13 protein-coding genes and 1 pseudogene are annotated in these 24,620 nt (G+C 42.5%); 10 read left to right on the plus strand and 4 right to left on the minus strand.

The window, feature by feature from the left end:
* Window positions 1–37 precede the first annotated feature (37 nt).
* Window positions 38–508 (plus strand): tRNA (adenosine(37)-N6)-threonylcarbamoyltransferase complex ATPase subunit type 1 TsaE, encoded by a 471-nt coding sequence (gene tsaE / locus V7L01_RS15300; protein ID WP_335036075.1) that lies wholly within the window; start codon window positions 38–40, stop codon window positions 506–508.
* A gap of 622 nt (window positions 509–1,130) precedes the next feature.
* Here tsaE and V7L01_RS15305 read toward each other — a convergent pair.
* Window positions 1,131–2,306: a patatin-like phospholipase family protein gene (locus V7L01_RS15305; protein ID WP_335036077.1), complete on the minus strand. Its 1,176-nt coding sequence runs from the start codon at window positions 2,304–2,306 to the stop codon at window positions 1,131–1,133.
* A gap of 816 nt (window positions 2,307–3,122) precedes the next feature.
* Window positions 3,123–4,442 carry a dihydroorotase gene (locus tag V7L01_RS15310; protein WP_335036079.1) on the minus strand — a complete coding sequence of 440 codons (1,320 nt, stop codon included), beginning with the start codon at window positions 4,440–4,442 and terminating at the stop codon, window positions 3,123–3,125.
* A gap of 518 nt (window positions 4,443–4,960) precedes the next feature.
* Here V7L01_RS15310 and lepB point away from each other — a divergent pair.
* The 6 genes from lepB to V7L01_RS15340 all read left to right on the plus strand — a co-directional run bounded on the left by lepB (window position 4,961) and on the right by V7L01_RS15340 (window position 14,562).
* Window positions 4,961–5,602: a signal peptidase I gene (gene lepB, locus V7L01_RS15315; protein ID WP_335036081.1), complete on the plus strand. Its 642-nt coding sequence runs from the start codon at window positions 4,961–4,963 to the stop codon at window positions 5,600–5,602.
* Between the two features lie 419 nt (window positions 5,603–6,021).
* Window positions 6,022–6,807, plus strand: a complete 786-nt coding sequence (locus V7L01_RS15320; protein ID WP_335036283.1) for an MOSC domain-containing protein — start codon at window positions 6,022–6,024, stop codon at window positions 6,805–6,807.
* A gap of 515 nt (window positions 6,808–7,322) precedes the next feature.
* On the plus strand, window positions 7,323–10,967 hold the full coding sequence (locus V7L01_RS15325; RefSeq protein WP_335036083.1) for an ATP-binding protein: 3,645 nt from the start codon (window positions 7,323–7,325) through the stop codon (window positions 10,965–10,967).
* Window positions 10,964–12,799: a two-component system response regulator gene (locus tag V7L01_RS15330; protein ID WP_335036085.1), complete on the plus strand. Its 1,836-nt coding sequence runs from the start codon at window positions 10,964–10,966 to the stop codon at window positions 12,797–12,799. The genes V7L01_RS15325 and V7L01_RS15330 overlap by 4 nt, the downstream gene beginning before the upstream one ends.
* The gene (locus tag V7L01_RS15335; RefSeq protein ID WP_335036087.1) at window positions 12,777–12,995 is read left to right on the plus strand and encodes a hypothetical protein; all 219 of its coding nucleotides are present in this window, start codon (window positions 12,777–12,779) and stop codon (window positions 12,993–12,995) included. The genes V7L01_RS15330 and V7L01_RS15335 overlap by 23 nt, the downstream gene beginning before the upstream one ends.
* Before the next feature lie 259 nt (window positions 12,996–13,254).
* Window positions 13,255–14,562: a hybrid sensor histidine kinase/response regulator gene (locus V7L01_RS15340; RefSeq protein ID WP_335036089.1), complete on the plus strand. Its 1,308-nt coding sequence runs from the start codon at window positions 13,255–13,257 to the stop codon at window positions 14,560–14,562.
* Window positions 14,563–14,694: 132 nt separating this feature from the next.
* Here V7L01_RS15340 and V7L01_RS15345 read toward each other — a convergent pair whose 3' ends face one another.
* Both V7L01_RS15345 and V7L01_RS15350 read right to left on the minus strand, forming a co-directional pair.
* Window positions 14,695–16,320 (minus strand): hybrid sensor histidine kinase/response regulator, encoded by a 1,626-nt coding sequence (locus V7L01_RS15345; protein ID WP_335036090.1) that lies wholly within the window; start codon window positions 16,318–16,320, stop codon window positions 14,695–14,697.
* A 2-nt stretch (window positions 16,321–16,322) separates the two neighbouring features.
* Complete coding sequence (locus V7L01_RS15350; protein ID WP_335036092.1) at window positions 16,323–20,480, minus strand: PAS domain S-box protein; 4,158 nt, start codon at window positions 20,478–20,480, stop codon at window positions 16,323–16,325.
* A gap of 426 nt (window positions 20,481–20,906) precedes the next feature.
* Here V7L01_RS15350 and ldpA point away from each other — a divergent pair, with 426 nt between their 5' ends.
* The 3 genes and pseudogenes from ldpA (at window position 20,907) to V7L01_RS15365 (ending at window position 24,572) form a co-directional block, all read left to right on the plus strand.
* Window positions 20,907–22,067: a circadian clock protein LdpA gene (gene ldpA, locus V7L01_RS15355; RefSeq protein WP_335036094.1), complete on the plus strand. Its 1,161-nt coding sequence runs from the start codon at window positions 20,907–20,909 to the stop codon at window positions 22,065–22,067.
* 92 nt (window positions 22,068–22,159) lie between these two features.
* Window positions 22,160–23,893 (plus strand): R3H domain-containing nucleic acid-binding protein, encoded by a 1,734-nt coding sequence (locus V7L01_RS15360; protein ID WP_335036095.1) that lies wholly within the window; start codon window positions 22,160–22,162, stop codon window positions 23,891–23,893.
* A 57-nt stretch (window positions 23,894–23,950) separates the two neighbouring features.
* Window positions 23,951–24,572 (plus strand): annotated as a pseudogene (locus V7L01_RS15365) (hypothetical protein).
* The last annotated feature ends 48 nt before the right edge of the window (window positions 24,573–24,620 follow it).

Here is a 24,620-nt window from a genome sequence, read left to right on the forward strand (position 1 = left end):
TCAATTGTCATTTGTTTAGACTAATGACTAATAACTAATGATCAAAATTTTTCTTGCAGATACAGAGGCAACTTTACGCTTAGGTATTACTCTCGGTAAAACCCTGACTCCTGGCAGTGTAATTTTACTAGAAGGTGACTTAGGCGCTGGGAAAACTACCTTAGTACAAGGTATTGGCAAAGGTTTGGGAATTACTGAACCCATTGTCAGTCCCACTTTCACTCTGATTAATGAGTACGCGGAAGGACGCCTTCCGCTTTACCACTTAGATTTATATCGCCTAGAACCACAAGAAGTTGCAGCCCTGAATTTAGAAAGCTACTGGGAAGGTGTTGAAGCGACACCGGGAATTGTCGCAGTTGAATGGGCAGAACGATTACCCTACAAGCCAGATAGTTATCTTAGCGTGTGCTTGACTTATGAGCATGAGGGCACTCGTCAAGTCGAAATTACACCATTCAATTGTGCCGTTAGCGAAGTTATTGACGAAATAATTACTAATTCGTAATTCATAATTTATGATTAAGAGTTCCAATTATGAATTACTTTGTCGAGAGAGAACTCTCCACTCTTTCTATCTGCCACTTCCGCGCTCACCACTGGAAATCATTAACATTGTTATCTCAACCCATAATAAATGAAATTTTTTTCAACAGCAGCTTTATTGCTACAATAATCAGTTAAAAACTGATTTAAATGGTGTATGAATCAAGCAAACGTAAACTGTTGTTGGGTTAAATAAGAGTTTTCACAGAACTTAGTCAGCTTGATTTAACCGATTTGTTCTCTACTTTCATTAAGAGAACAAATCGGTATTCTTTAGCAGCCAAAGCTAGTAGAGAAAAGTTAAACAATATCAAGTTATGTAGAAGTTGTCTAACTTTTCCTTATACTTAATATACTCGCTTTAAAGTTATAAAGTATACACAAAACTACTGAACTATCAAAGATTTTTCAATTAATTTAAATAATTTTGACTAGCAATAAATTATTTAATTAACATCTGTAATTAACACTAACATTAATAAATATTTAAATAAGGTATCTCGTATTTGCCCGATGTTTTCTGTAGAAATACGAGATATTGTATAGAAAATTAATTAATATTAATATTTGCCTACGTGCATGTACTAGTTATCTCTAATGAAAGAGGCGATCGCCTTCTTTATCGGATAACCGGAGTCGTCTCTAGTATAGTACGTAAGACCTTTATCAATAAATTCAGAAGTAGTATCTATTAACTGGTGAAGAATCTCTGAACTAGCGTTATCTATTTCTTCATTGACTTTTTCCCCTGTAAATCGGTTTGTTCGAGCTTCTGGAGGTAATACAATCCGAGGATCTTTATAAGTCTCTTCTGGCTTGGGTTGGAATTTCTCATTTAAATCAAACTGAAGACGTAAGTAACGTTTAGAATCATATCCACCCATAATTTGGCGGCAAATCGTACTACCAATCTCAGATGTAGGTTCGATAAAGATATTAGTAAGATTTTGTGCCCAATTGAAGCCTCTCCATTTGCTTATTTGCTCATATTGATATGGTTCACCAGTTTGGCCTGTGCCAATAGAAAGGATAGAAATATCTTCCAATCGCAGATTATCAAGTTTATACTTTTGCTTTATTATTGGAGAGACTGAAGACTGAGCGATCCTCATAACTAGACTTAAAGCTGCAAGAGAGGGGTTATTAGCAGAAACTCCTCCATCAATGTGTGGGAATTCCCAATCACCAAATTTTTGTTTATCTACAGGTTCTAATTTATATGGTGGAAAAAAACTGGGAGCTGAGGCAGAAGCGGTACATATCTCCCATAAATAACAGTCATCGTACCATTTGTCTCCGAGATCGGGATGACAATTTGTAAAAAATGTTGTATTCCGATATAACGTATCGTAAGCAAGAATCAAAATAATTGGTTTTTCAATATCCTTTATTCTTGTAGATTTATACGCATCTTTGAGGACGCTAATAATTCCATCATGAGAATATTTAGGTACTGAAAATACATCAAGAATGGATTTTATGATGGGCGGCAAGTTTTTATAGCGATTTTTTCTATTCGGCGGGAATATATCTTTACCTTTATCTCTATAGAGTTTAATGAGTTCATCACTCTCCTTTCCTACAGCAATTCCGCCCGCTAATATTGAACCTGTAGAAGTGCCAGCAATCAGGTCAAAATATTCGTGTAAAAAGTTTCCTTTCCCCTGATTTCTAATTTCTTGTTCTACTTGTTGAAGTATTCGTGCTGCAATGACTCCACGAATACCGCCTCCGTCTAAAGCCAAAATTTTGAAGGACATCGCAATTCTCCTTGATTATTTTTTTTGGTTATGTTTCTGGCGAATACATGACCTGGATGAAGGTCAAGCATCATGAGATTAATCGCAATACGGTTCCATTTTGTTTACTTCTCTCCGGCTGGAAGAACATCTAAGTTTTTTAACGTAGACGCAAAGCGGCTTGCCGTAGGCGACTGGCGTTAGCAACGTACCCCTAGAGGGGAAGCAAGCTACGCGTAGCCGCACCAGAAGGAGCGTTTACCAAAAGGCAGGTTCCCGACGCATAGCAAAGCGGTAGCGTCTGGTTCGCTACGAGACGCTGCACGCTATCCGTTGTAGCAGCTGCCGTGCCAAGAACGCCAAGTAGGGAAAAGAAGAATAAATAGCAATACGCTTGGGTTAAGGCTAAAACTTTTTGTCAAAGTTATTTTTTAACGAACCGCGTACTCCTACGGAGAAGCAAGCTACGCGTAGCGTCTCGCAGAGAAGGACGCAAAGGACGCAAAGGAAGAGAAAAAAGAGAAGGAAGAAATGCTTAACTGAACTGTATTGGAATAAATAGGTAATCTTATAGGGGAAAGGAAATAGCTATTGAAGATTTGACTTGAAACACTTACAAATAAATTCAAGGTTTCAAGTTGCAATTTTTGATACAGCAACAAGTCAATACCCTTTGGTTAAAACGGTAAACGAGGAAAAACAAGGATTTTCACCTTTTAGCTTTAACCAAACCGCATTGGTCTAGTCTTGACTCTGGATAGATGAAAATCTTGCCAGTTAAAGTATGACTTTGATGTATGATTATCCGTCAACTACGTAAGCTTAAATAAATATTTGCTACAAGAAAGTTAAAGCTTGACCCCGCACTTGCGTATTTACCTGGCCTTTGTCATAAACTATCTCACCGCCGACAATGGTAGTTGTAGCCCAGCCGGTAAGGTTCCAGCTTTCAAAGGGACTCCAACGGGATTTGGTTAAAAGTTCTTCGCGCCGGACTGGACGGTATGTATTTAAATCTACAAGCACTAAATCGGCATCATAACCAGGTGCGATCGCTCCCTTATTGGGAATACCATAAGCTACAGCTACATTCTTAGACATCCAGTTAACAACTTGAGCAACAGTACACTTTCCTTCCATCGCCGCAGTTAACATCAAAGCTAGGGAAGTTTCTACCCCAGGCATTCCCGAAGGACTATTGGGGTATTCTTGAGCTTTTTCTTCTAAGGTGTGCGGCGCGTGATCTGTAGCGATGAAATCAATCACACCATCGCGCAAAGCTTGCCAGAGAACTTCGTTATCGTGGGGCGATCGCAAAGGTGGGTTCATCTGTGCTAAAGTGCCAATCTTCTCATAGGCACTCGTATTTAACAACAAATGCTGTGGTGTAACCTCCGCTGTTACCCAACTAGGTTTATCCTGACGCAGCAAATCTGCTTCTTCAGCCGTTGACATATGCAGGATATGCAGACGACGTTGATATTTTTGAGAAAGTTTTAATGCCAGTTGAGTTGCAAGCACTGCCGCTTGATTATCTTGAATTTGCGAGTGAACGGCTGGATCGTGAATATTGGCAAATTCTTGGCGGCGTTGGTTAATTCTAGCTTGGTCTTCGGCATGAACGGCAATCAAGCGATCGCCTTTAGCAAATATTGCAGAGAGTGCTGTTTCACCATCAACCAGCAGCTGACCATGCATCGACCCCATGAAAATCTTAATTCCCGGTGTTGGCTTTGCCAAAAGCAAATCTGGTAGATTCTCTGGTGTTGCCCCAATAAAAAAGCCATAATTAACCAAGCACTTGTGTGAGGCACGTTCTAGCTTGTCGTCTAAAGCTTCCTGTGTCGTTGTCAGGGGGCGCGTATTGGGCATTTCTAAAAAAGAAGTGACTCCACCTTTAGCACAGGCACAACTGGCGGTGAATAAATCTTCCTTGTGTTCTAGTCCAGGTTCTCGGAAATGCACCTGCGGATCGATAACTCCTGGCAACAAAGTTAAGCCTTCTGCGTCAATTTCAGTGGCTACTGCTGTTTCGGAGATTTCTGGCGCAACTTCGACTATTTGGCGATCGCGCGTCAACACATCCCCAATCATCAGTTCACCATTGGGTAGGATTATGCGAGCGCGGCGAATCAGTAAAATTTGTGGAGATGACATAGGGATAAGGATTTGAAAATTCAAAATGTTCGCGTAGCGTCTCGGAGAGAGGAAATGCAATCTTGGCAAGCATCCTGGTTCTCGACTCGATGTAAATTAAAGCAAGGGCAGCTTATGTATTACAGAGAACTATGCTTTTAGGTTAAACTGAGTCGCGATCGGAGTAACCAATTTTTGCCGGACGTTAAAAAAAGTTTATTTTTAATTTATGATGAACCCCGTCAATCAATTTTGGATTTTAGATTTACGATAGCGTAGCTAAACCAAGTCCGCGAGCGTCTTTGGGATTGAGCGTAAAAAGGGATGCGGCTTGGGGATTTGAAATTGGTTTCGTCCATCAAAGGCGAGTCACGACCCAGAAGAAACACCCCCAATCCCAAATCTCAAATCCACAATCTAAAATTGGTAGTCAACATGCAAACATGACTAGAAAATTAAAGTTTTCCCGTTAAGATTAACAGATAAAGTCTCACTAGGCGAGTTAATTACCTACATCTTTCCTTCAGTTAAGTAATTTCATGCATAATCAAGTGTCTGATAACAATTCTAGTCAACAACCTGATAATTCCTGGATCGCAGAGCTAGGTAGAACAATTGTATTGAGCATTGTTCTAGCTCTGGGAATTCGTACCTTTGTTGCGGAAGCACGCTGGATTCCTTCTGGATCGATGGAACCAACTCTGCATGGTACGCCAAACCAGTGGGAGGCAGACAAAATTATTGTCGATAAGTTGAAGTATAAATTTGCTGACCCGCAGCGGGGAGATATCGTAGTATTTTCACCTACTAAAGAGCTACAAAAAGAACAATACCAGGATGCTTTTATTAAACGTGTAATTGGCTTACCTGGAGAAAAAATCCAACTTAAGGATGGCAAGGTTTATATCAACAACAAACTTCTCCCAGAATCCAATTACCTAAGTTCTGGACAGACCACAGTTATTGATGTTTGCCAATCAGGGCCACAGCCACCTTTTTTGGCAAAACCCCAGACTATACCAACCGATTCATATTTAGTACTAGGTGACAATCGTAACAGCAGTTACGATAGCCGCTGCTGGGGTGTTGTCCCTCGCGAGAATATTATTGGACGTGCTGTAGTTCGCTTCTGGCCTCTAAATCATGTTGGAGGAATAGATAAATCGCCACTATATCCATAAATTAACAAAATCGATCGAATGGATAAGTAACAAAAGAATTTTAGATTTTAGATTGGGGACTGCTAAATCACAAGAAACTCGTCCAATGGCACCGAAGCCACTTGGCTGTCTTAGAGTGGAAGAAGTGCCAATGGAGAGGGTTTGTCCCTACAACGGATAGGGCAGTATTAGCGAGTCAGACACTACGCATAGTGGCTACCGCTTTACTATCGAGCGTCGGGAACTTGGCAACGCGCTGGCTCATTTATTCGCCTTGAATATTTAACCGTGGTGTGGGTGTTCAATATATCTTTTGGAGCGAGGAATGAGCGTCGCCCTTGTTTTACGCGTCTTTGACAGGAGAAGGGAAAGGGAGAGCAATGTACACCACGGAAGCTTAACAATCTTTTAATCTAAAATCCAAAATCCAAAATTTTATGATGCCTTACCTAGCCAAGATTTTACTGTATCCAGTTAAGTCACTGGATGGTGTTGAAGTTGAGAACGCTACAGTTCTTGCCAGTGGTGCACTACAGCATGACCGCGAGCTTGCCATTTTGGACGAACAGGGGAGATTTGTCAATGGCAAACGTCATGCTAAAATCCATTTACTAAGGGCGCAATTTGCGCTCTTAAATAGAACTATCTCCTTGCAAATCCCAGGCGGCGACTTACAACAAATTTTTCATATGGATAAGGAACGACAAGCGTTAGAAGCAACTTTGAGTGATTTTTTTGAGTTTGCTGTCACATTGGGACAAAACTCTCTGATGGGTTTTCCTGACGATATACACTCACTTGGCCCAACGGTAATTAGTACGGCAACGTTGGCAGAGGTAGCTTCTTGGTTTCCCGGTTTAAGTGTAGATGAAATGCGTCGTCGGATGCGTGCCAACATTGAGATTGATGGTGTACCAGCATTTTGGGAAGATCGGCTATTTGGCGAACAAGGTGATTTAGTTTCTTTTCGAGTCGGAGATGTGGACTTTTTTGGAGATAAACCATGTCAGCGTTGTATAGTCCCAACACGCGATTCTTATTTAGGGGAAGCTTACCCAAACTTTCAAAAAACTTTTGCAACGCAACGGCAAGCAACTTTACCAAATTGGGTTGCTTCATCGCCTTTTAATCACTTTTACAGATTGAGTGTCAATACCCAATTACCCCCATCGTCAGCCGGAAAAATTTTACAAATCGGCGATGAGGTTGACATACTTCCACAATAAAATTAACATTTATTTAAAAATAAAAATCCCAAGTAAACTTTTTGGAATTTTTTTATTTTTTACTATGTATTTGCATAAAAAGTTTAAAATTGCTGTAGTTAAAGATAGTTGTATAACTCTAGAGGTTTTAAGACTGGAAAATCAAGACTTTAGCAATTAAAAATTAAATTTAGGATTGACTGCTGATGGCAACCTGAATTTGAGAATGGCATACTGTAGCTTATCGGTTAAATTTCAGTTCATCTGAGGAAATTCGTTGAAATATTGCCAGATAAAACTGAGCAAATTCAGGTGCGATGTCTACGACGGGCTAGGCATATCGCAAGTTTGAAAATTAGGCGTTGGAGGAAGTCAGTCAGTCAAAGAAGTACACAGCAAGAGTTTAGTTATTTTTATACGAAGAATAGGAAAATGTGATAGCCAAAGTCAATCATACGCCGTAATTATGCTGGGATTAAATGTAGCTGATATGGCAAAGATGCCCCCAGTATATGCTGGGGAAGAATGAAACAACAATGTTATCCAAAATTCAGCCCGTCAAATCTATTAATCGCTTAGTTGGCAACGTTTATGCCAAGATGCCCCTGAGGTATGTTCTGATTGTGCCCTTTATATTGCAAATTTGTGGGGCGGTAGGACTTGTGGGCTATCTTTCGTATCAAAACGGCCAAAAAGCGGTAAAGGAGCTTGCTACTCAATTAGAAAATGAAATCTGCGATCGCATTGAACAACATCTCGATAGGTATTTAACAACGCCGAAGCAAATCAATCAAATCAACTTAGATGCAATTGAGCTAGATTTGCTCAACCTTTCAGACTTTAAAACCACCGGAAATTACTTTTGGAAACAAATGCAGGTTTTCAATGTTGGCTACAACAGCTTTGCCAATCCCAAAGGCGAATTTATCGGTGTTGAACGTCTAGATAATGGCAAGCTCTTGATTAATGAAGTTAGCCAAAAGTATGGCGTCGGGAAACTTCAGATTTACAATACAGACAACAAGGGGAATCGCCACCAGCTTCAGCAAGTCAAAAATTACGATCCTCGTGAAGAAGCCTGGTATACAGATGCAGTCAAGATAGGCAAACCCGTCTGGAGTCAAATTTATCCATGGGAAGATAAACCAGAAATTTTATCCATATCTTCCAGCTATCCTGTTTACGATAAAAATAGCAAATTTGTTGGGGTGATTAGTGTTGATTTGCTCTTATCACAAATCAGCAATTTTTTAGCCAAATTAAAGCTTAAAGAGACGGGTAAAACTTTTATTTTAGAGCGTTCTGGCTTAATAGTCGCTTCTTCTACTAACGAGCCACCGTATACCATCATTAATGGTCGAGGAAAACGTCGAGCGGCATTAGATAGTCAAAATCCTTTAATTAGACTTACAACACAGTCTTTGATCGAACGCTTTGGCAGTCTTGGGTTTGTTGTGGGAAAACAACAGCTAAGTTTTACCGCCGATGGAATGCGTTATTTTGTGCAGGTAAAAAGTTGGAGGGACGAACTGGGTTTAGATTGGCTAATCGTGGTGGCGATCCCCGAAGGCGAATTTATGGAGCAAATTAACGCTAACACCCGCATCACCATTTTGTTGTGCATAGTTGCATTTTTAGTGGCTACAATAATTGGGATTTTGACTGCTCGCTGGGTAATCAAGCCGATTGTACAATTAAACAGATCGGCGAAGAAAATTGCTAAGGGTGAATGGGAGCAAACACCAGAAATTCAGCGCTCCGATGAGCTGGGGGAACTAGCCAAGTCATTTGAAACTATGGCAAAGCAACTGCAAACATCCTTTAATACTTTGTCAGCAAAGAATGCCCAGATGCAAGTTTTAAATGAGGCGCTATCTCACAGTCAGAGTCGGCTAACTCAATTTTTAGAAGCCATGCCAGTAGGTGTATTTATCATCGATGCTGAAGGCGAACCTTATTACACAAATCAAATTGGGCAGCAAATTCTTGGTCAAGGAGCGATCGCAGAAGTTAGCGCCGAAGAATTGTCAGAGGTATATCAAGCTTACCTAGCTGGGACAGATCGACTTTACCCCAGCGATCGCCTGCCGATTTTGAGAGCATTGCTTGGGGAAAGTGCCAGGATTGATGATATGGAAATTCGCAGTTGTGACAAGATTACTCCCATTGAAGTTTTGGGAAAACCAATTTATGATGAATCGGGAAATCTGGCTTTTGCGATCGCTACATTTTTTGATATCACTCAACGCAAACAAGCAGAAAACCTATTAGCTGAATATAATCGCACCTTAGAGGCTCAAGTAAAAAAACGTACTGAAGAGTTTCAGCAAGTTATCGAGCAACTGCAAACCACCCAAGAAGAACTGATTCAATCGCAAAAAATCGCTGCACAAGAACAACAAGCAGCCGTTCGAGAAGCCGCGCGAAGCGCCGCCGCCAACCTCGCCAAAAGCGAATTCCTCGCTAACATGAGCCACGAACTGCGTACTCCACTCAATGCGATTCTCGGTTTCACCCAAGTCATGAACCGAGATTATTCGCTATCTGAAGAACACCAAGAAAACTTGGCAATTATTAATCGGGCTGGCGAACATCTACTCAACTTGATTAACGACATTCTAGAAATGTCCAAAATAGAAGCTGGCAGAATCGCATTAAATCCTAGCAGCTTTGACTTAATTCATGTGTTGAAGAACTTAGAAAAGATGTTACACTTGCGTGCTGCATCTAACAATTTAGAATTAGTGTTTGAATATGCCCAAAACCTTCCTAAGTACATAGAAACGGATGAAAATAAACTATGTCAAGTCTTGCTCAACCTCTTGGGAAATGCCATCAAATTTACTGGTACGGGGAGGGTGACACTACGGGTAAGACTGGGGGCTGGAGACTGGGGACTGGGGGCTGGGGATTGGGGAGCAGAGAGGAAAGAAGAAAGAGGTAATTCTTCATCCCCCTTGCTCCCTGCCCCCTACCCCTCTGCTTCTTCATCCCATTCCCTAATCTTCGAGGTACAAGACACTGGCTGTGGAATTGCCCCAGAAGAAATGGACTTGCTATTTGAGGCTTTTGAACAAACCGAAATCGGCAGAAAATTCCAACAAGGGACGGGATTGGGTTTGGCGATTAGCCGCAAATACGTGCAACTGATGGGAGGAGATATTACTGTCAGCAGTACGCCTGGCGTCGGTAGTACATTTGCCTTTGATGTTCAGATTGCTCTAACTTGTCCCAGAGAAATGCCGACAAATCAAATTAAATCGCAAATGTTAGCTTTAGCACCTACTGAAAAAGCATACCGAATCTTAGTAGTTGACGACTCCAAAGAAAGCCGTTTATTACTAGTTAAAATTCTCACATCTATCGGCTTTGAAGTCAGGGAAGCTACAGATGGGAATGAAGCGATCGCTAATTGGAAATCTTGGCAACCACACTTGATTTTTATGGATATGCGAATGCCAGTCATGGACGGTTACGAAGCGACAAGAATAATTAAGGCTAGAAAAATAGGGCAGGGGGCAGCCAGTATGTTACCCAAAGTTATCGGCGCGTCTAGCTTCTCTGCGAGATGCTCCGCAAACGCCAACGCCACGGGCGAACTGAATTTTGGGAGGCTCCCTAACTTCTACTCCTACACAGAAACAACTGGTTTCATCGGAAATGATGCTTCTGGTGCATCCACTTTACAAACGCGGACACCAACAGCCCTGGCTCCCCCTTACGACTTCTCTGAAGTAACACAGGGTTGCTCCAATACAGACACGGTGATTATTGCTCTAACTGCTAGCGCCTTTGAGGAAGAACGCCAGAAAATTTTGTCCATTGGCTGCGATGATTTTATTCGCAAGCCATTCACGCAGGAAGTATTATTGGAAAAACTGAGCCAACATCTGGGTGTAAACTATACCAACCAAGTAGAAATCACAAACACAGCAGTTGTCGAGCAACCTACACAGATGTTTGTCAGTGTTGCCGAACTCCTGAGCCATTTATCACAAATGTCACCTGAATGGCTCCAAAAGATACACTATGCCGCAGCCAGCTGTAGCGACGAACTGATTTTAGAGTTAATCAAGCAAATTCCATCAGATAATGGTCAAGTTTTCCAAGTTCTCCGGGATTTAGCAAATAACTACCAGTTTGAGAAAATCATGGAATTGACTAGAACAAACATAGAATGAATTACGAGCACTTAGACCCTGATAAAAAAGATATTTTGATCGTTGATGATATGGCGGACAACCTCCGGGTTTTATCCTCCATATTGACAAGGGAAGGGTATAACGTTCGTAAAGCCTTAAACTGGCAAATGGCGCTGACAGCAACTCAAACAGTATTACCGGATTTGATTTTACTGGATATTATGATGCCAGAAGTAGATGGGTATGAAATTTGTCAGACCCTTAAAGCTTGGGAGCTAACAGCCGATATTCCGGTAATTTTTATTAGCGCTTTAGATGATGTTTTTGACAAAGTTAAAGCCTTTAGGGTCGGTGGTGTAGACTACATCACCAAACCTTTTGAGTTTCAAGAAGTTTTGGTGCGCGTGCAAAATCAACTGGCATTGAGGTCGGCACAATTAGAAGTATTGAAACTAAATATCGAACTGGAAGATCGGGTAAAACAGCGGACTGGGGAGCTAGAAAAAGCTCTACAAAAACTCCAACAAGAAATCAATTCTCGCCAGAAATTGCAAAGTCAACTCCTAGACATAGCGCTGCATGATTCACTAACTGGATTACCAAACCGAGTTTTGTTTATTAGGCGACTAGAAAATGCTTTAAACCGAGCCAAGCAAGAATCTAGTTATCAGTTTGCGGTACTTTTTTTGGACTGCGATCGCTTCAAAGTTGTCAATGATTCTCTTGGTCATTTGGTGGGAGATGAATTGCTGATAGCCATCGCTCAACGCCTGCAAGGATGTCTGATATCTATTGATACTCTAGCACGATTAGGCGGGGATGAATTTGGAATTCTTTTAGAAAATATCACAGATATCAACATAGCAATCCAAGTTGCCGAACGGATTCTAAAACAGCTATCACTTGCTTTTAAGCTGTCAAGATATGAAGTCTTCATGAATGCCAGTATTGGTATTAGTTGGGGTAATAAAGAATACGATCGCCCAGAATATTTGCTACGGGATGCTGATACGGCAATGTATCGCGCCAAGGCTCAAGGAAGAGCCAAATATCATGTTTTCAATCCAGCGATGCATCAGGAAGCTATTCAGCTTTTAGAGTTAGAAAATGACCTGCGAAGGGCTGTTGAAAGGCAAGAATTCCTCGTTTATTATCAGCCAATTGTTTCCCTAACTACAGGCAGGATTTCTGGATTTGAAGCCTTGGTGCGTTGGCAACATCCGATTCACGGTCTGGTTTCTCCCACAGAATTTATTCCTGTGGCAGAAGAAACAGGTTTGATTAATCCCATCAATACTTGGGTATTACAGTCAGCTTGTCATCAACTAAGCATCTGGCAACATCATCCAGTCACACCAGAACCTTTAACTATTAGTGTCAATTTGAGTGCACGGTTGTTTTCACAGCCCGATTTGGTAGAACAAATTGACCGAATAATTTATGAAAATAAAATAAATCCTGCATATTTAGAATTAGAAATTACAGAAAGTGTAATTATGGAAAATACTAATGCGATTAAAATAATTCTTCAACAACTAAAGCAGCGAAAAATCAAGTTGATTATGGATGACTTTGGTACAGGGTATTCCTCTTTGAGTTACCTACACATCTTTCCTTTGAATGGACTCAAAATTGATAAATCTTTTGTCAAACGGATGCAGGAAAACAAAGAGAATATGGGGTTAGTACCAGCAATGATTGGCATCGCCAACTCAATGGGGATGAGTGCGATCGCTGAAGGTGTTGAAACCGAAGAACAGTTAGCCCTATTGAGAAGTTTAAACTGTAATTTTGCTCAAGGATATCTGTTTTCTAAACCTATAGAACAACAATCGGTTCTGAAGTTGCTTGCCGCAGCACCTCAGTGGTAGCTATCAAATAGGCTACGAAAACATTGCAATTCTTTACCGATACGCTGCCGCGATCGCTTTTTTCTTGAATTGTCGTGAGGAAATCGAAGGAGGCGGGCGGCTATCCGGGACACCCCTTGAAGAGATGGAATTACCGCCAATTTTGGTTGAGGCTCGGCTAGATAATCTGTACGTGCTATCTATTATACTGCTGTAAGCAGGCTATTAGGTTCGCAACTGATTGCTTGTCTTTCAGGATTGGCTATTTGTACGCTATATATTACTGTAAGCAGGCTATTAAGTTTGTAAGGCTGATAACTAGCCTAATAGCCTTGATAGTCTGTAAAACTCTCCAGTCGCTGTGGAAGCTAAACTATAAATATAAATATTTTGGTGAAATTAATCAACAAATTTTAGGGTGATTTCAAAGAAGCATTTCCTATCCTCAATAATTATAAGCATAGCTTTTGAGAATAATGCATTTTAATCAAACTAACCATCATAAAAAAAATATTTTGGTGGTCGATGATACCCCAGACAATTTGCGGCTTTTATCGGCAATGTTGACTGCACAAGGTTTTGAAGTTCGCAAAGCCTTAAACGGTAAAATGGCTCTGACTGCGTGTCAAATGGTTTTGCCAGATGTAATTTTGTTGGATATCAATATGCCAGATATGGATGGCTATCAAGTTTGTCAACAACTTAAAGCTGATGATAAAACTTCTGAAGTCCCAGTAATTTTTATTAGCGCTCTGGATGATGTTGTAGATAAAGTAAAAGCCTTTGATGTTGGGGGTGTTGATTATATTGCAAAACCTTTTCATGGGGCAGAGGTAGTGTTGCGAATCGAAAATCAGATTAATTTACGTATGCTCCAAGTTAAACTGCAAGAAAAAAACTTTTTGCTCCAACAGGCTCTTGATAACTTGCAAGCCTCTCAAGTTAAACAGATTCAGAACGAAAAAATGGTGGCGCTAGGGCAGTTAGTGGCTGGGCTTGCTCATGAGATTAATAACCCTATCAGTTTTATTTATGGGAATCTCCAATATACTGGTCAATATGTGCAAGACCTAGTAAATATGATTGAGGTCTATCAACAGGAATATCCCAAACCCACACCAAAAATTCAGCAAATAGCCAAAAATCTAGACCTGAATTTTATGATTAAGGATTTGCAAAACCTGATAGGTGCAATGTATAGAGGCTCCGATCGCATTCGGGAAATTGTACGGGCACTACAACATTTTTCTCGGCATGATGAAGCAGAGATGAAACGGATAAATATCCATGAAGGCATCGAAAATACTTTGGTGATGTTACAACATCGACTCAGGGAAGCAGCAGACTGTCCCACAATTGTTGTAGTAAAAGATTATGGTAACTTGCCCTTGGTCACTTGTTATGCAAGCGAACTAAACCAAGTATTTATGCATCTGTTGAATAATGCTATTGATGCAATAGAAGAGAGAGTGGGGAATCAATCTCTTACTCCCTACTCCCTCCTCTCCACTCCCCAAATTCGGATTCACACAGAGGTAATAGACTTAAATATGGTCAAGATTGCGATCGCTGATAATGGATCTGGTATACAAGAGTCGTTGCGATCGCGTTTATTTGACCCATTTTTCACCACAAAACCTGTGGGCAAAGGCAGTGGGTTAGGATTATCTATTAGTTATCAAATTATTGTGCAAAAACACCGAGGAAATATTACCTGTACTTCTTCTGTTGGGCAAGGGGCAGAGTTTGCAATCGAAATTCCCATTGAGCAACAAAAGCGTTAGCCAACCATCTTTCTCTAAAGCGTGTTTTACTACATGATAGAAAATTTCCAACGCTTGCATAAATTACTGTTGAGCATTTTAATTTCGATCGTGCCTTGAGTTTAACTGTTGATTAATCTGTTGTGTCACCAATCACTCTGACAAGCTCAACGGCAGTTGAACTGTAAACGTCGTCCAGCCCTGAGCGCTGCTAACTTCAATTGTGCCTTCGAGATATTCGACCAACTTCTTCACTAATGCTAAACCTAATCCTGTGCCGCCATGTTGCCAGCGATCGCTTTGAGGAATTCGGTAAAACGGCTCAAAGATTCGAGACTGTTCTTTTTTCGGGATTATCACCCCAGAATTGCTAATTGTGATTTGAAAGGAGGGAACTTGAAAATTACGTAATACACTAGATTCAGCATCCTTATTGATTAGGTTTTTTGTGGTGTAAATTAGCCGAACATCCACTGTAATCAGTTCGTTAGGTGGAGTGTACTTACAAGCATTGTTAAGTAACTCCGAGACAATTTCGGTCAGACTAGCCAAGTCTGAAACTAAAGCTGGTAAATTTGGAGGTATGCTAACTTGCAAAGTCTGTTGTCTAACTCCAGCACGTTCCTGAAAATACTCGGCAACGTGAGGCAGCCAGTTTTGTAGTTGAATTGAAGTTAATTCCAATGGATAGACTTTTGCATCAAGCATTCGTATATGCAGCAAATTGTCTACTAAATCTAGCTCTTGTTCGCACTGATCGCGCAGGATAGTTAAGTAGCGGGTTACAGATTCTGATGAGGAAAGTGCGTTTGAATTTAAGATGCCCTGCCGATCGAGAAGATTTTCTAGCGCGGAGATTGTCATTTTGATGTTTGACAAAGGCGTTCGCATTTCATGAGAAGTAGTTGCCAGAAAATCCTCTTTCAACTGGTTCAGTCGTTGGAGTTCTGCCACTTGAATTTCTATTTGTTGGGCACGTTCGGCTGCGAGCTTCTGTTCTTCGATTAGCCGTCGTTGCGTATCATCCCGTAAAACTAGTACGGCTCCTGTAATTACACCACTATTATTTCTCAGGGGAGTAGCGCTATCAGCTATTGGTATACTTGTCCCGTCTCTGGCAATTAGTAAAACCCGACTGCCTAGATAGATAGGAGTTTCTTCTTGGAGAGCTGCGATGATTGGATTTTGGACGGGGATTTGAGTTTCTTCGTCAACGAATTCGATCGCCTCGGTTAACATCCGTCCCTTGACTTCATCCCATCGCCACCCTGTCAATGCTTCAGCCACCTGATTTAGGTACTTGATGTTTAACTGAAGATCGACTACAATCACCCCATCATTCATTCCCCCAAGCACAGAACTCAAAAATTGTTCGCGATCGCAGCGGTTGAGTGCTGTTTGAATAGCAACGTAGAGTTCTTGCTCCTTAATCGGTTTGAGAATATATCCAAAGGGGGATGTCAAAGTTGCCCGCTCTACTGTATTTCTATCAGAATGACCTGTGATGTAGATAACAGGAATTTGCAAATGATGCCAAATTTGCTCAGATGCTTGAATGCCGTCTATGTCACCGTGTAATCTGATATCCATTAAAATCAGGTTTGGGCGCAGCTCGCTTGCTTTCTCAATTGCTGCTTCTGCGGAATCGGCGATATCTACAACAATATATCCCAGAGACTCTAAATTTTCTTGTAAGTTGAGCGCAAGGATATACTCATCTTCAACAACAAGTATCCGAGCCGCCTTTGTTGTTTGCGTATTTGATGAGATGCCAATCATGTTTATGCCCGGCTGTTTGTAAAAGTAATTTTGAATTCTGTTCCCTGTTGAGAGTTAATTTCAAGCTTTCCCCTTAGCTGCTTGACTAAACCCTGGACAAGGGTTATGCCCAGCGTTTTAGCTTTCTTGCTATCAAAGTTTTCGGGTAAACCAACACCATTATCTCGAATAATGAGTGTCAAAGTAGACTCGGATTCTTGATAAAACTTAACTTGAATTTCGCCTCCACAACGATCGCCAAAGGCGTATTTCAAAGCATTGGAAACCAGTTCATTGATAATTAAGCCACAAGGAATGGCGGTTTGGATGTCTAGGCTAGCATTATCAACTTGAATTTTCAATTTGATCTGGCTGGAACTGACGTTATAGGAATCAAATAAATGAGTCGTTAAATCTGGAATGTATTGAGCGAAATCAATATCAGCGAGGTCTTCAGAGCGGTATAACTTTTCATGAACTAAGGCAATGGAGGCAATGCGGTTTTGGCTATCGCGCAAAATTGCAGTTACCAGAGGATCTTGTGTACGCCTGCACTGCATTTGCAGCAAACTGCTGACAATTCCTAAATTGTTCTTCACCCGATGGTGAATTTCTTTAAGTAATACCTCTTTTTCTTTCAAAGAGGCTTTGATTTTTTCCTCTGCTTGCTTATGCTCAGTGATATCTTGTTGGACAGCCACAAGAACCCTTCCATACTCAGGATGTTCAAAAATGGAAGTGTTCGCTCTACACCAAAATGGAGTGCCATCTTTTTTAAGATTACAGACTTCATAGGTTGCTTCACCATCTTGCAAGACAGCAGTCCTAATCGTCTCATTCACATATTCAGGTGTATTATGTTCGTCACCGTAGTTAATAATCGATACATGCTGACCGATTAATTCACCAGGTTCATAGCCAAACATCTGCTCAAATTTAGGATTAGCGTAGACAAACACGCCATCTGTGGCACGAACTAGGCAAATTCCCTCCGCTATGTTGCGGGTGATTACTGCTTGCAGTTCTAACATTTGTTCAGCGCGTTTGCGATCGCTGATTTCAACTACAACAACGCCAATGCTAATGGGTCGATCGGCTTCAGATTGAATCGGAAAGTAGGAAGCTAACCAAGTCCTGATTACACCGGGGAATTTTGGGGTTTCTCCACTGATTTCCAAATCCAAAATAGATTCACCCGTTCTCAAGACATGTTGAAAGATTTGCTCCTGCTTTGATGCCACATCAGGAACAATTTCCCACGGTCTCTTGCCAATATGGGCGGCTGCGGGAATGCCATTAATTTCTGCTAATGCTTCATTAATCAATGAGTAACGCAGTTCCCGATCGAGAATTGTTATACCAACGGGTGCGCTATTAATGAAGGTATCCAATAACTTTTGCTTGTGAGCCAGTTCTCGCTCCAAAATCTTCCGTTCTGTGATGTCAATCGCCACCCTACCCACTAGCTTTTGTTCGGACAATCCGAGAATCGGGAACTTGTATACCAAGAACTCACCAAGGGTGCCGTCAGGACGGGGAGCAACCTCGATCGCCTCAATTACCTGATTTGTCTGTATAACTGTCTGAATGCGATCGAAATGCTGCCGAGCAATTTCATCAGGGTAGAGATCAAAAATGGATTGTCCAATCACCTGTTCGGATAGTAATTTAAATGTCTGTAGGTATGTTCGGTTTAAGTAAAGTACACGCCCATCCGGATCGGTTATCCAAGCTAGCACGGGGCTATTGTTCATAAATGCCTGGAACCGGGCTTCACTTTCTTGCAGGGCTGCTTCTGCTTGCTTGCGTAAGCGAAGCTCGTCGTAGACATCGCTGATATCAATAATTACGCCCAGCATCCGAACAGGTTCGCCTGCTTCGTTGTAAATGCCACGCCCTTTCCCAACGAGCCAGTGAACCCCGCCATCGGGATAAATCACTCGATATTCACCTTGAAAATTAGTATGTTGTGCTAGTGCATCTAATACAGCCTGTTCAATTCGGTTAACATCCTCTGGATGAGCTGAATCGCGCCATCGCTGATAGCTGGCTGCTGATATTTCTGGCTCTAAACCCAACAAACGATAATGGTTGTCGTTCCAGATAACATCACCTGTTTTAATATTCCAATCCCAGATACCAATGTGGTTAAATTCCAACGTTAGCCTCAGTTGTTCTTCACTTTTGGCTAAAGCTGCTTCGGCTTGTTTGCGTTCGCTGATATCCCGATGAATACCAGCCATCCGCAGGGGATTACCGCGTGCATCTCGCATTACAACCTTGCCGTAGCTGGCAATCCATTTCCATTCGCCAGACTTGGTTCGCAGTTGATAGTCAAATTTGTAGGTTACTGAACTGTCCTTCACGTGGGCTGCTAAGATTTTCTTTACCCAAGGAAGATCGTCTGGATGAACTAATCGCTCCCAGGTACTAAAATTCTGTGGGAATTCATCAAAGTTGTATCCGAGCATTTTGAGATAAAGGGGGCTGTAATAAACTTCTCCAGTCAAAATATTCCAGTCCCACAAACCATCCCCAGAAGCCTCAAGGGCTAATTGTAGTCGTTCTTCACTCTTTTTGAGAGCTATTTCTGCTCTTTTACGATCTTCTTCATTATGCTTCCGTGCAGTAATATCTGTGATTTGTACCAGTTGCATTAAAGTACCAGCGACTGTGATTTGTTTGACTGCTATGTTTCCCCAAAAGGAATTGCCCTGCTTGGTAATGTATTCAATTTCTCGGCTCCAAAACCCTTGGTGGTTAATTTCTTCTACAAAGGTGGCTATCTCATCGGAAGTGAGCGGTTGTTTATGCAGAGTGCGACCTTTAGTATTAATGAATTCAGCTTTGCTAGAGGCTGCAAATAGCTTCACTGCTCGATCGTTGCAGTCAGCAATCAGTAATGTTTCTACATCTACCAAAAAGAGCGCATCGGCGGATTCATTATAGACAGCTTCTAGCAGGTCACGACTACGAATGATTTCTAACTCGGTTTGTTTTCGTTCTGTAATATCTAAAACAGCTCCCAACAGCTTAACTGCCTGCCCTTGAGCGCGATCGGCTATCTGTGCTTTCGACTCAATGTAGCGCACCGAACCATCAGGTCGGATAATTCGATACTCAACATTGAAAGGGGTGATTTGGGCGTAGGCGTAGCCCGTCGTAGACATCGCCTGTTCCAGTTGGGTCTCGATCGAGGCGCGATCGTCTGGGTGAATTATTTGGAAAAATTCCGCTTGGGTGGGTTTGGTTTTAGTGGGATTTAGGCCAAAGATGCGAAAGGTTTCCATTGACCAGTAAAGCTTTTTCGTTTCTAAGTTCAATTCCCAACTGCCTACATGGGCGATTTGTTGAGTAGTGGCTAGCAGTGCTTCACTTTGTCGGAGTTTTTCCTCGGTCTGCTTGTGTTCGCTAATGTCCCCAATTGAACCGACCAATCGCACTGGATTTCCTTGCTCATTCCAGATCGCTTTTGCCCGCGATCGAAACCATCGGTAGCTGCCATTTTTGCACTGGAGACGATATTCGACGTTATAATCTGAAACTTGCTGGAGCAAATAAGCTTCTTGTGCTGCCATGACTCTGGTATAGTCATCAGGATGAATGCGAATACTCCACTCATCATTTTCATTGCTGATTTCATCGGGTTCATATCCCAACATTGCGAACCAAAGCTCAGACCGGAAGGTTTGATTAGTAGATATATCCCAATCCCAAATTGCTTCATTAGTACCTGCGATCGCTAATTGCCAACGTTCTTCAGCTTTTTTGCATTCGCGCAACAAGGCTTGTTTTTCGGTGATATCTCGCCCTTCTGGAATCAACAAAACAACTTGACCCGTCTGGTCTAGAAGCGGACGCAGTGAAAAATCGATTGTTGCTACTCGGTTATTTGCGCCTAGAATATCAACTTCATAGCGGATAAACTCTCCTTGGGCAGCATGGGCGATCGCTTGTCTTAATTCTTGTTGAGTTTGAGGTGAAATCGTCCACCAGTGTGCTTCCCAAAAAGGGCGATTGATGACATCCTCTAGCTGAAGTCCGCCAAAATCTAGCACAGTCTGGTTCGCCTCCAGTAGAATACCATCCGGCGTCAGTAAACCTATGAATTGGAAGGTGTTATTGAAGATGGTACGAAATCGGCGATCGCTTTTTTGTAGTGCAGTAGTGCGTTCCTCCACTTTGGTTTTTAACTTGGGGTTGAGGGTTTGCAGGTTGTATTAGAGTTGGGCTTGTTGAATAGCGATCGCTAGTTGCACCGCCAGTTGGTTCCGCAATTCTATCTCATCTCTTGTATGGGGTAACTAATTTGAGTTATCGCGCGAACTGCAATCCCTATTGATTCACCTTTTGGGAAAAGTAATCAAATTTAACCCAGGTTTGCGGTAAGGGATTTTCAACAAATAAATAAATAATCCAATCTTGTGGGATAGAGAAAAGTCATCGCGCCACCTACCCTGCGAGAACGCCTAAAGACCGGCATATCCTTATGGTAAAGCAAGCTACGCGTAGCGTCTCAGACAGAAAGCATCAGAAAAATTAGGAAATCCGGATTTTTTCTCGCTCGCAGGCTACTATTTTTAGTTGCATAAACGCATAATAGAAGTGTGACTGATCTGTTCGCCCCTTTACAATCTCTCAAACAAGGTCACTGGTTCAAGCTTATCTGCGGAGCCAGCTTCCAGCATTTGCCGGCAGTCAGAAGTTTAACGTTAGCCTATACTTTGGCGGGCGCTGACTGCATAGATGTCGCAGCTGATCCAGCGGTGATTGCAGCGGCGCAAACAGCGCTACAAGTAGCCAGAACTCTTGCTAGGGATGCCCAAAAGCGAGGCTTTGACTACAAAGGCAACTCACCCTTTTTGATGGTCAGCCTGAATGATGGAGAAGACCCCCATTTTCGGAAAGCAGAATTTAATCCTACTGAGTGTCCTACAGACTGCCCTAGACCCTGTGAACGGATTTGTCCGGCACAAGCAATCGTGTTTAACAGTATAAAAGAAGACTTTTCGGGTGTATTATCACAAAAGTGCTATGGCTGCGGTCGTTGTATCCCAGTTTGTCCCTATAGTATAATTGATACAAGTTCGTATATGTCAACGCCGGGAGCGATCGCGCCATTGGTAATGTCAACGGGAGTAGATGCCGTAGAAATCCATACAAAAATCGGGCGGTTGGCAGAATTTGAACAATTATGGCAGGCAATTTCACCGTGGGCCGATCGACTAAAGTTACTAGCCATCAGCTGTCCCGATGGCGAGGGGATGACTGACTACCTAAGAGCAGTATATGACCTGATTGCCCCACTCAAGAGTGCTTTAATTTGGCAAACCGATGGTCGTCCGATGAGTGGTGATATTGGCGATGGCACTACTTTAGCCGCGGTGAAATTAGGGCAAAAAGTTTTGGCAGCTAAATTACCGGGATATGTGCAGTTAGCAGGCGGCACTAATAGCTATACCGTTGCTAAGTTAAAGACAATGGGACTACTCAAAGAGGCAGAGGGGCACTTGACTGGGGGCAAAGGCGAAAAATTTTCCCCCCTGCTCCCTGCTCCCTGCTCCCCTGCCTCTATCGCCGGAGTCGCCTACGGTAGCTACGCCCGCGTACTGCTGTCACCAATTCTCGAACAGTTAGAGAATAAGGAGGTAAGTAACACCAATGTGAAGGCGACTGTTCGCCTAGAAGAAGATGACGTATTACTTTGGCAAGCTGTAGAACTTGCCCATTCTCTCGTTTCCCAGATCAAGTCACAGTCCAAGCGCTAATCGCTATATGTTTTGAGCATTAGGATGAGCATCTAAGAAAGAGCGAAAACTGAAAGTATTGATTTACGTTGTTTCCGTCACCAATAGAAAGCATGACGATTACAGACGATCTCCAAAAGTTATTAGACATTTTGCCCCAAGACCTGCAACAAGTACTAGAGAATCATCCCAAACGAGATAGTTTAGTAGAAGTGGTCTTGGATTTGGGTCGTCGCCCAGAGGCTCGCTTTCCCAATCAAGCTGAGTATCTGAGCGAAGTACCCGTTACTCAAGAACAAATAGATGATTGCATTCAACGAGTCGGAATCTTTGGCGGAGATAATCGGGCAGGAATTGAGCAAACTTTGCATCGGATCAGCGCCATCCGCAACCGCACCGGCAAGATTATTGGCTTGACCTGTCGCGTTGGTCGAGCGGTATTCGGAACCATTGGCATGATCCGCGATTTGGTAGAAACTGGTAAATCGATTCTCATGCTGGGGCGTCCAGGCGTAGGCAAAACTACTGCCTTACGGGAAATCGCCCGTGTTTTGGCGGATGATTTGCATAAACGAGTGGTGATTATTGACACTTCCAACGAAATCGCTGGGGATGGTGATGTTGCCCACCCCGCCATTGGCCGCGCTCGGCGGATGCAGGTGGCTCATCCAGATCAACAGCATCAGGTGATGATTGAGGCAGTGGAAAACCATATGCCAGAAGTCATTGTCATTGATGAAATTGGCACAGAACTGGAAGCTTTAGCGGCTCGTACCATTGCGGAACGGGGTGTACAGTTAGTAGGTACTGCCCACGGAAATCAGATCGAAAATCTGATTAAAAACCCCACCCTGGCTGATTTAGTTGGGGGTATCCAAGCTGTGACACTGGGAGACGATGAAGCCAGACGCCGGGGCAGTCAAAAGACTGTTTTGGAGCGGAAAGCCCCTCCTACCTTCGAGATTGCTGTGGAAATGTTGGAACGCCAACGTTGGACAGTACACGAAAGCGTTGCTGATACGGTAGATAATTTGTTGCGGGGGCGTCAGCCTACTCCACAAACCAGAACCGTTGACGACCAAGGCAAAATCGCTGTTACAAGGCAGTTAGCTGTTGTCAACGGTCGCGGTGGACAGCTAGCGACAGTGGAAGAATCTTTCCCACCAGCCCGACAGGCTAATGGCTGGCGTTCATCTGGACAAATGGTAGCATTGCCGCAATTGCCTGTAGAGCGGGTAACTGGACGCAGTGAATTCGATCGTTTGCTGGATGAATCCTTCAATTATTCTGAGAGCATTGATTTGGATGCTGCTACCAGACAGCCAGGGCCGAATGGTGAAGATTTGCCACTGCACGTTTACCCCTATGGCGTTAGCCGCCACCAACTGGAACAGGTAATTAGCGTGCTAACTTTGCCCGTGGTCTTGACAAAAGATATAGATACTGCTGATGCAATTTTAGCATTGCGATCGCACGTCAAAAACCACGCCAAATTACGCCAAATGGCTAAAGCGCGTCATGTACCCATCCACGTGATTAAGTCCAGCACCATTCCCCAAATTACCCGTGGTTTGCGGCGGTTGCTGAACATTGACGACCCAGAGATGGCGGATGACCTAGAACTGCAACTGTTTTTGCACAATGGTAGCGATGATGAGATGGACGCCTTGGAAGAAGCTAGACTTGCTGTTGAGCAAATTGTGATTCCGAAAGGACAGCCAGTCGAGTTATTGCCGCGTTCTCCCCAAGTTCGCAAAATGCAACATGAGTTGGTAGAACATTATCGCCTCAAGTCGCATAGTTTTGGCGAAGAACCAAATCGCCGCTTACGCATTTATCCGGCGTAACCTCACCCCTAACCCCTCTTTGCAGTGCGGAGAGGGGATGCCACTAGGAGACACTTGATGTTCTATAGAGAGTTTTCTTTAAGAAAAGTAAAACAAGACTTTAATCTCACCTTAGTAGAAGGTGGGCGATTTTTACCTCCTATAGAACCAATTTCACCTAGCCCTCTGCTGGCTGAATTTTTAGCAGAAAGTATCCAGCTAGCAATTGCAATGGGTTCTGAGAAAGCTAGATCGGAATTGATTATCAGCCCAATATTGTTTGAAGTCCGAAAAATTCTCAACAGACAAATCAGTTTTTTTTTCTAGAGAAGAATTTAATGTTGAACCAGAAGTTGGACTGGCGGGATTTTGCGACTTTCTGATCGGGCTTTCGCCAGAACAGTTATTTATTGAAGCCCCAGCAGTGGTGATAGTAGAAGCCAAAAAGGAAAATCTTAAAGGTGGTTTGGGGCAGTGTATCGCAGAAATGATCGCCGCTCAAAGGTTTAATGCCAAATACGAAAAACCTATTGCGACTATCTACGGTAGTGTTACTAGTGGCAACCTGTGGACATTCCTCAAGTTGGAGGATAGCACTGTAACTATTGATTTAACTGAATACTTAATTTCGCCAGTAGAGCAAGTCTTAGGTATTTTAGTGTGGATGATTAGCTCACACTCAGCTTTTGATTGTTGTTAATTTAGCTAACTATCACAAAAAAATTTGGCGCAGCCTTACAAAGAAAAA

Source organism: Nostoc sp., assembly GCF_036917095.1.
In the GTDB taxonomy this organism is placed as follows: Bacteria; Cyanobacteriota; Cyanobacteriia; order Cyanobacteriales; family Nostocaceae; genus Nostoc.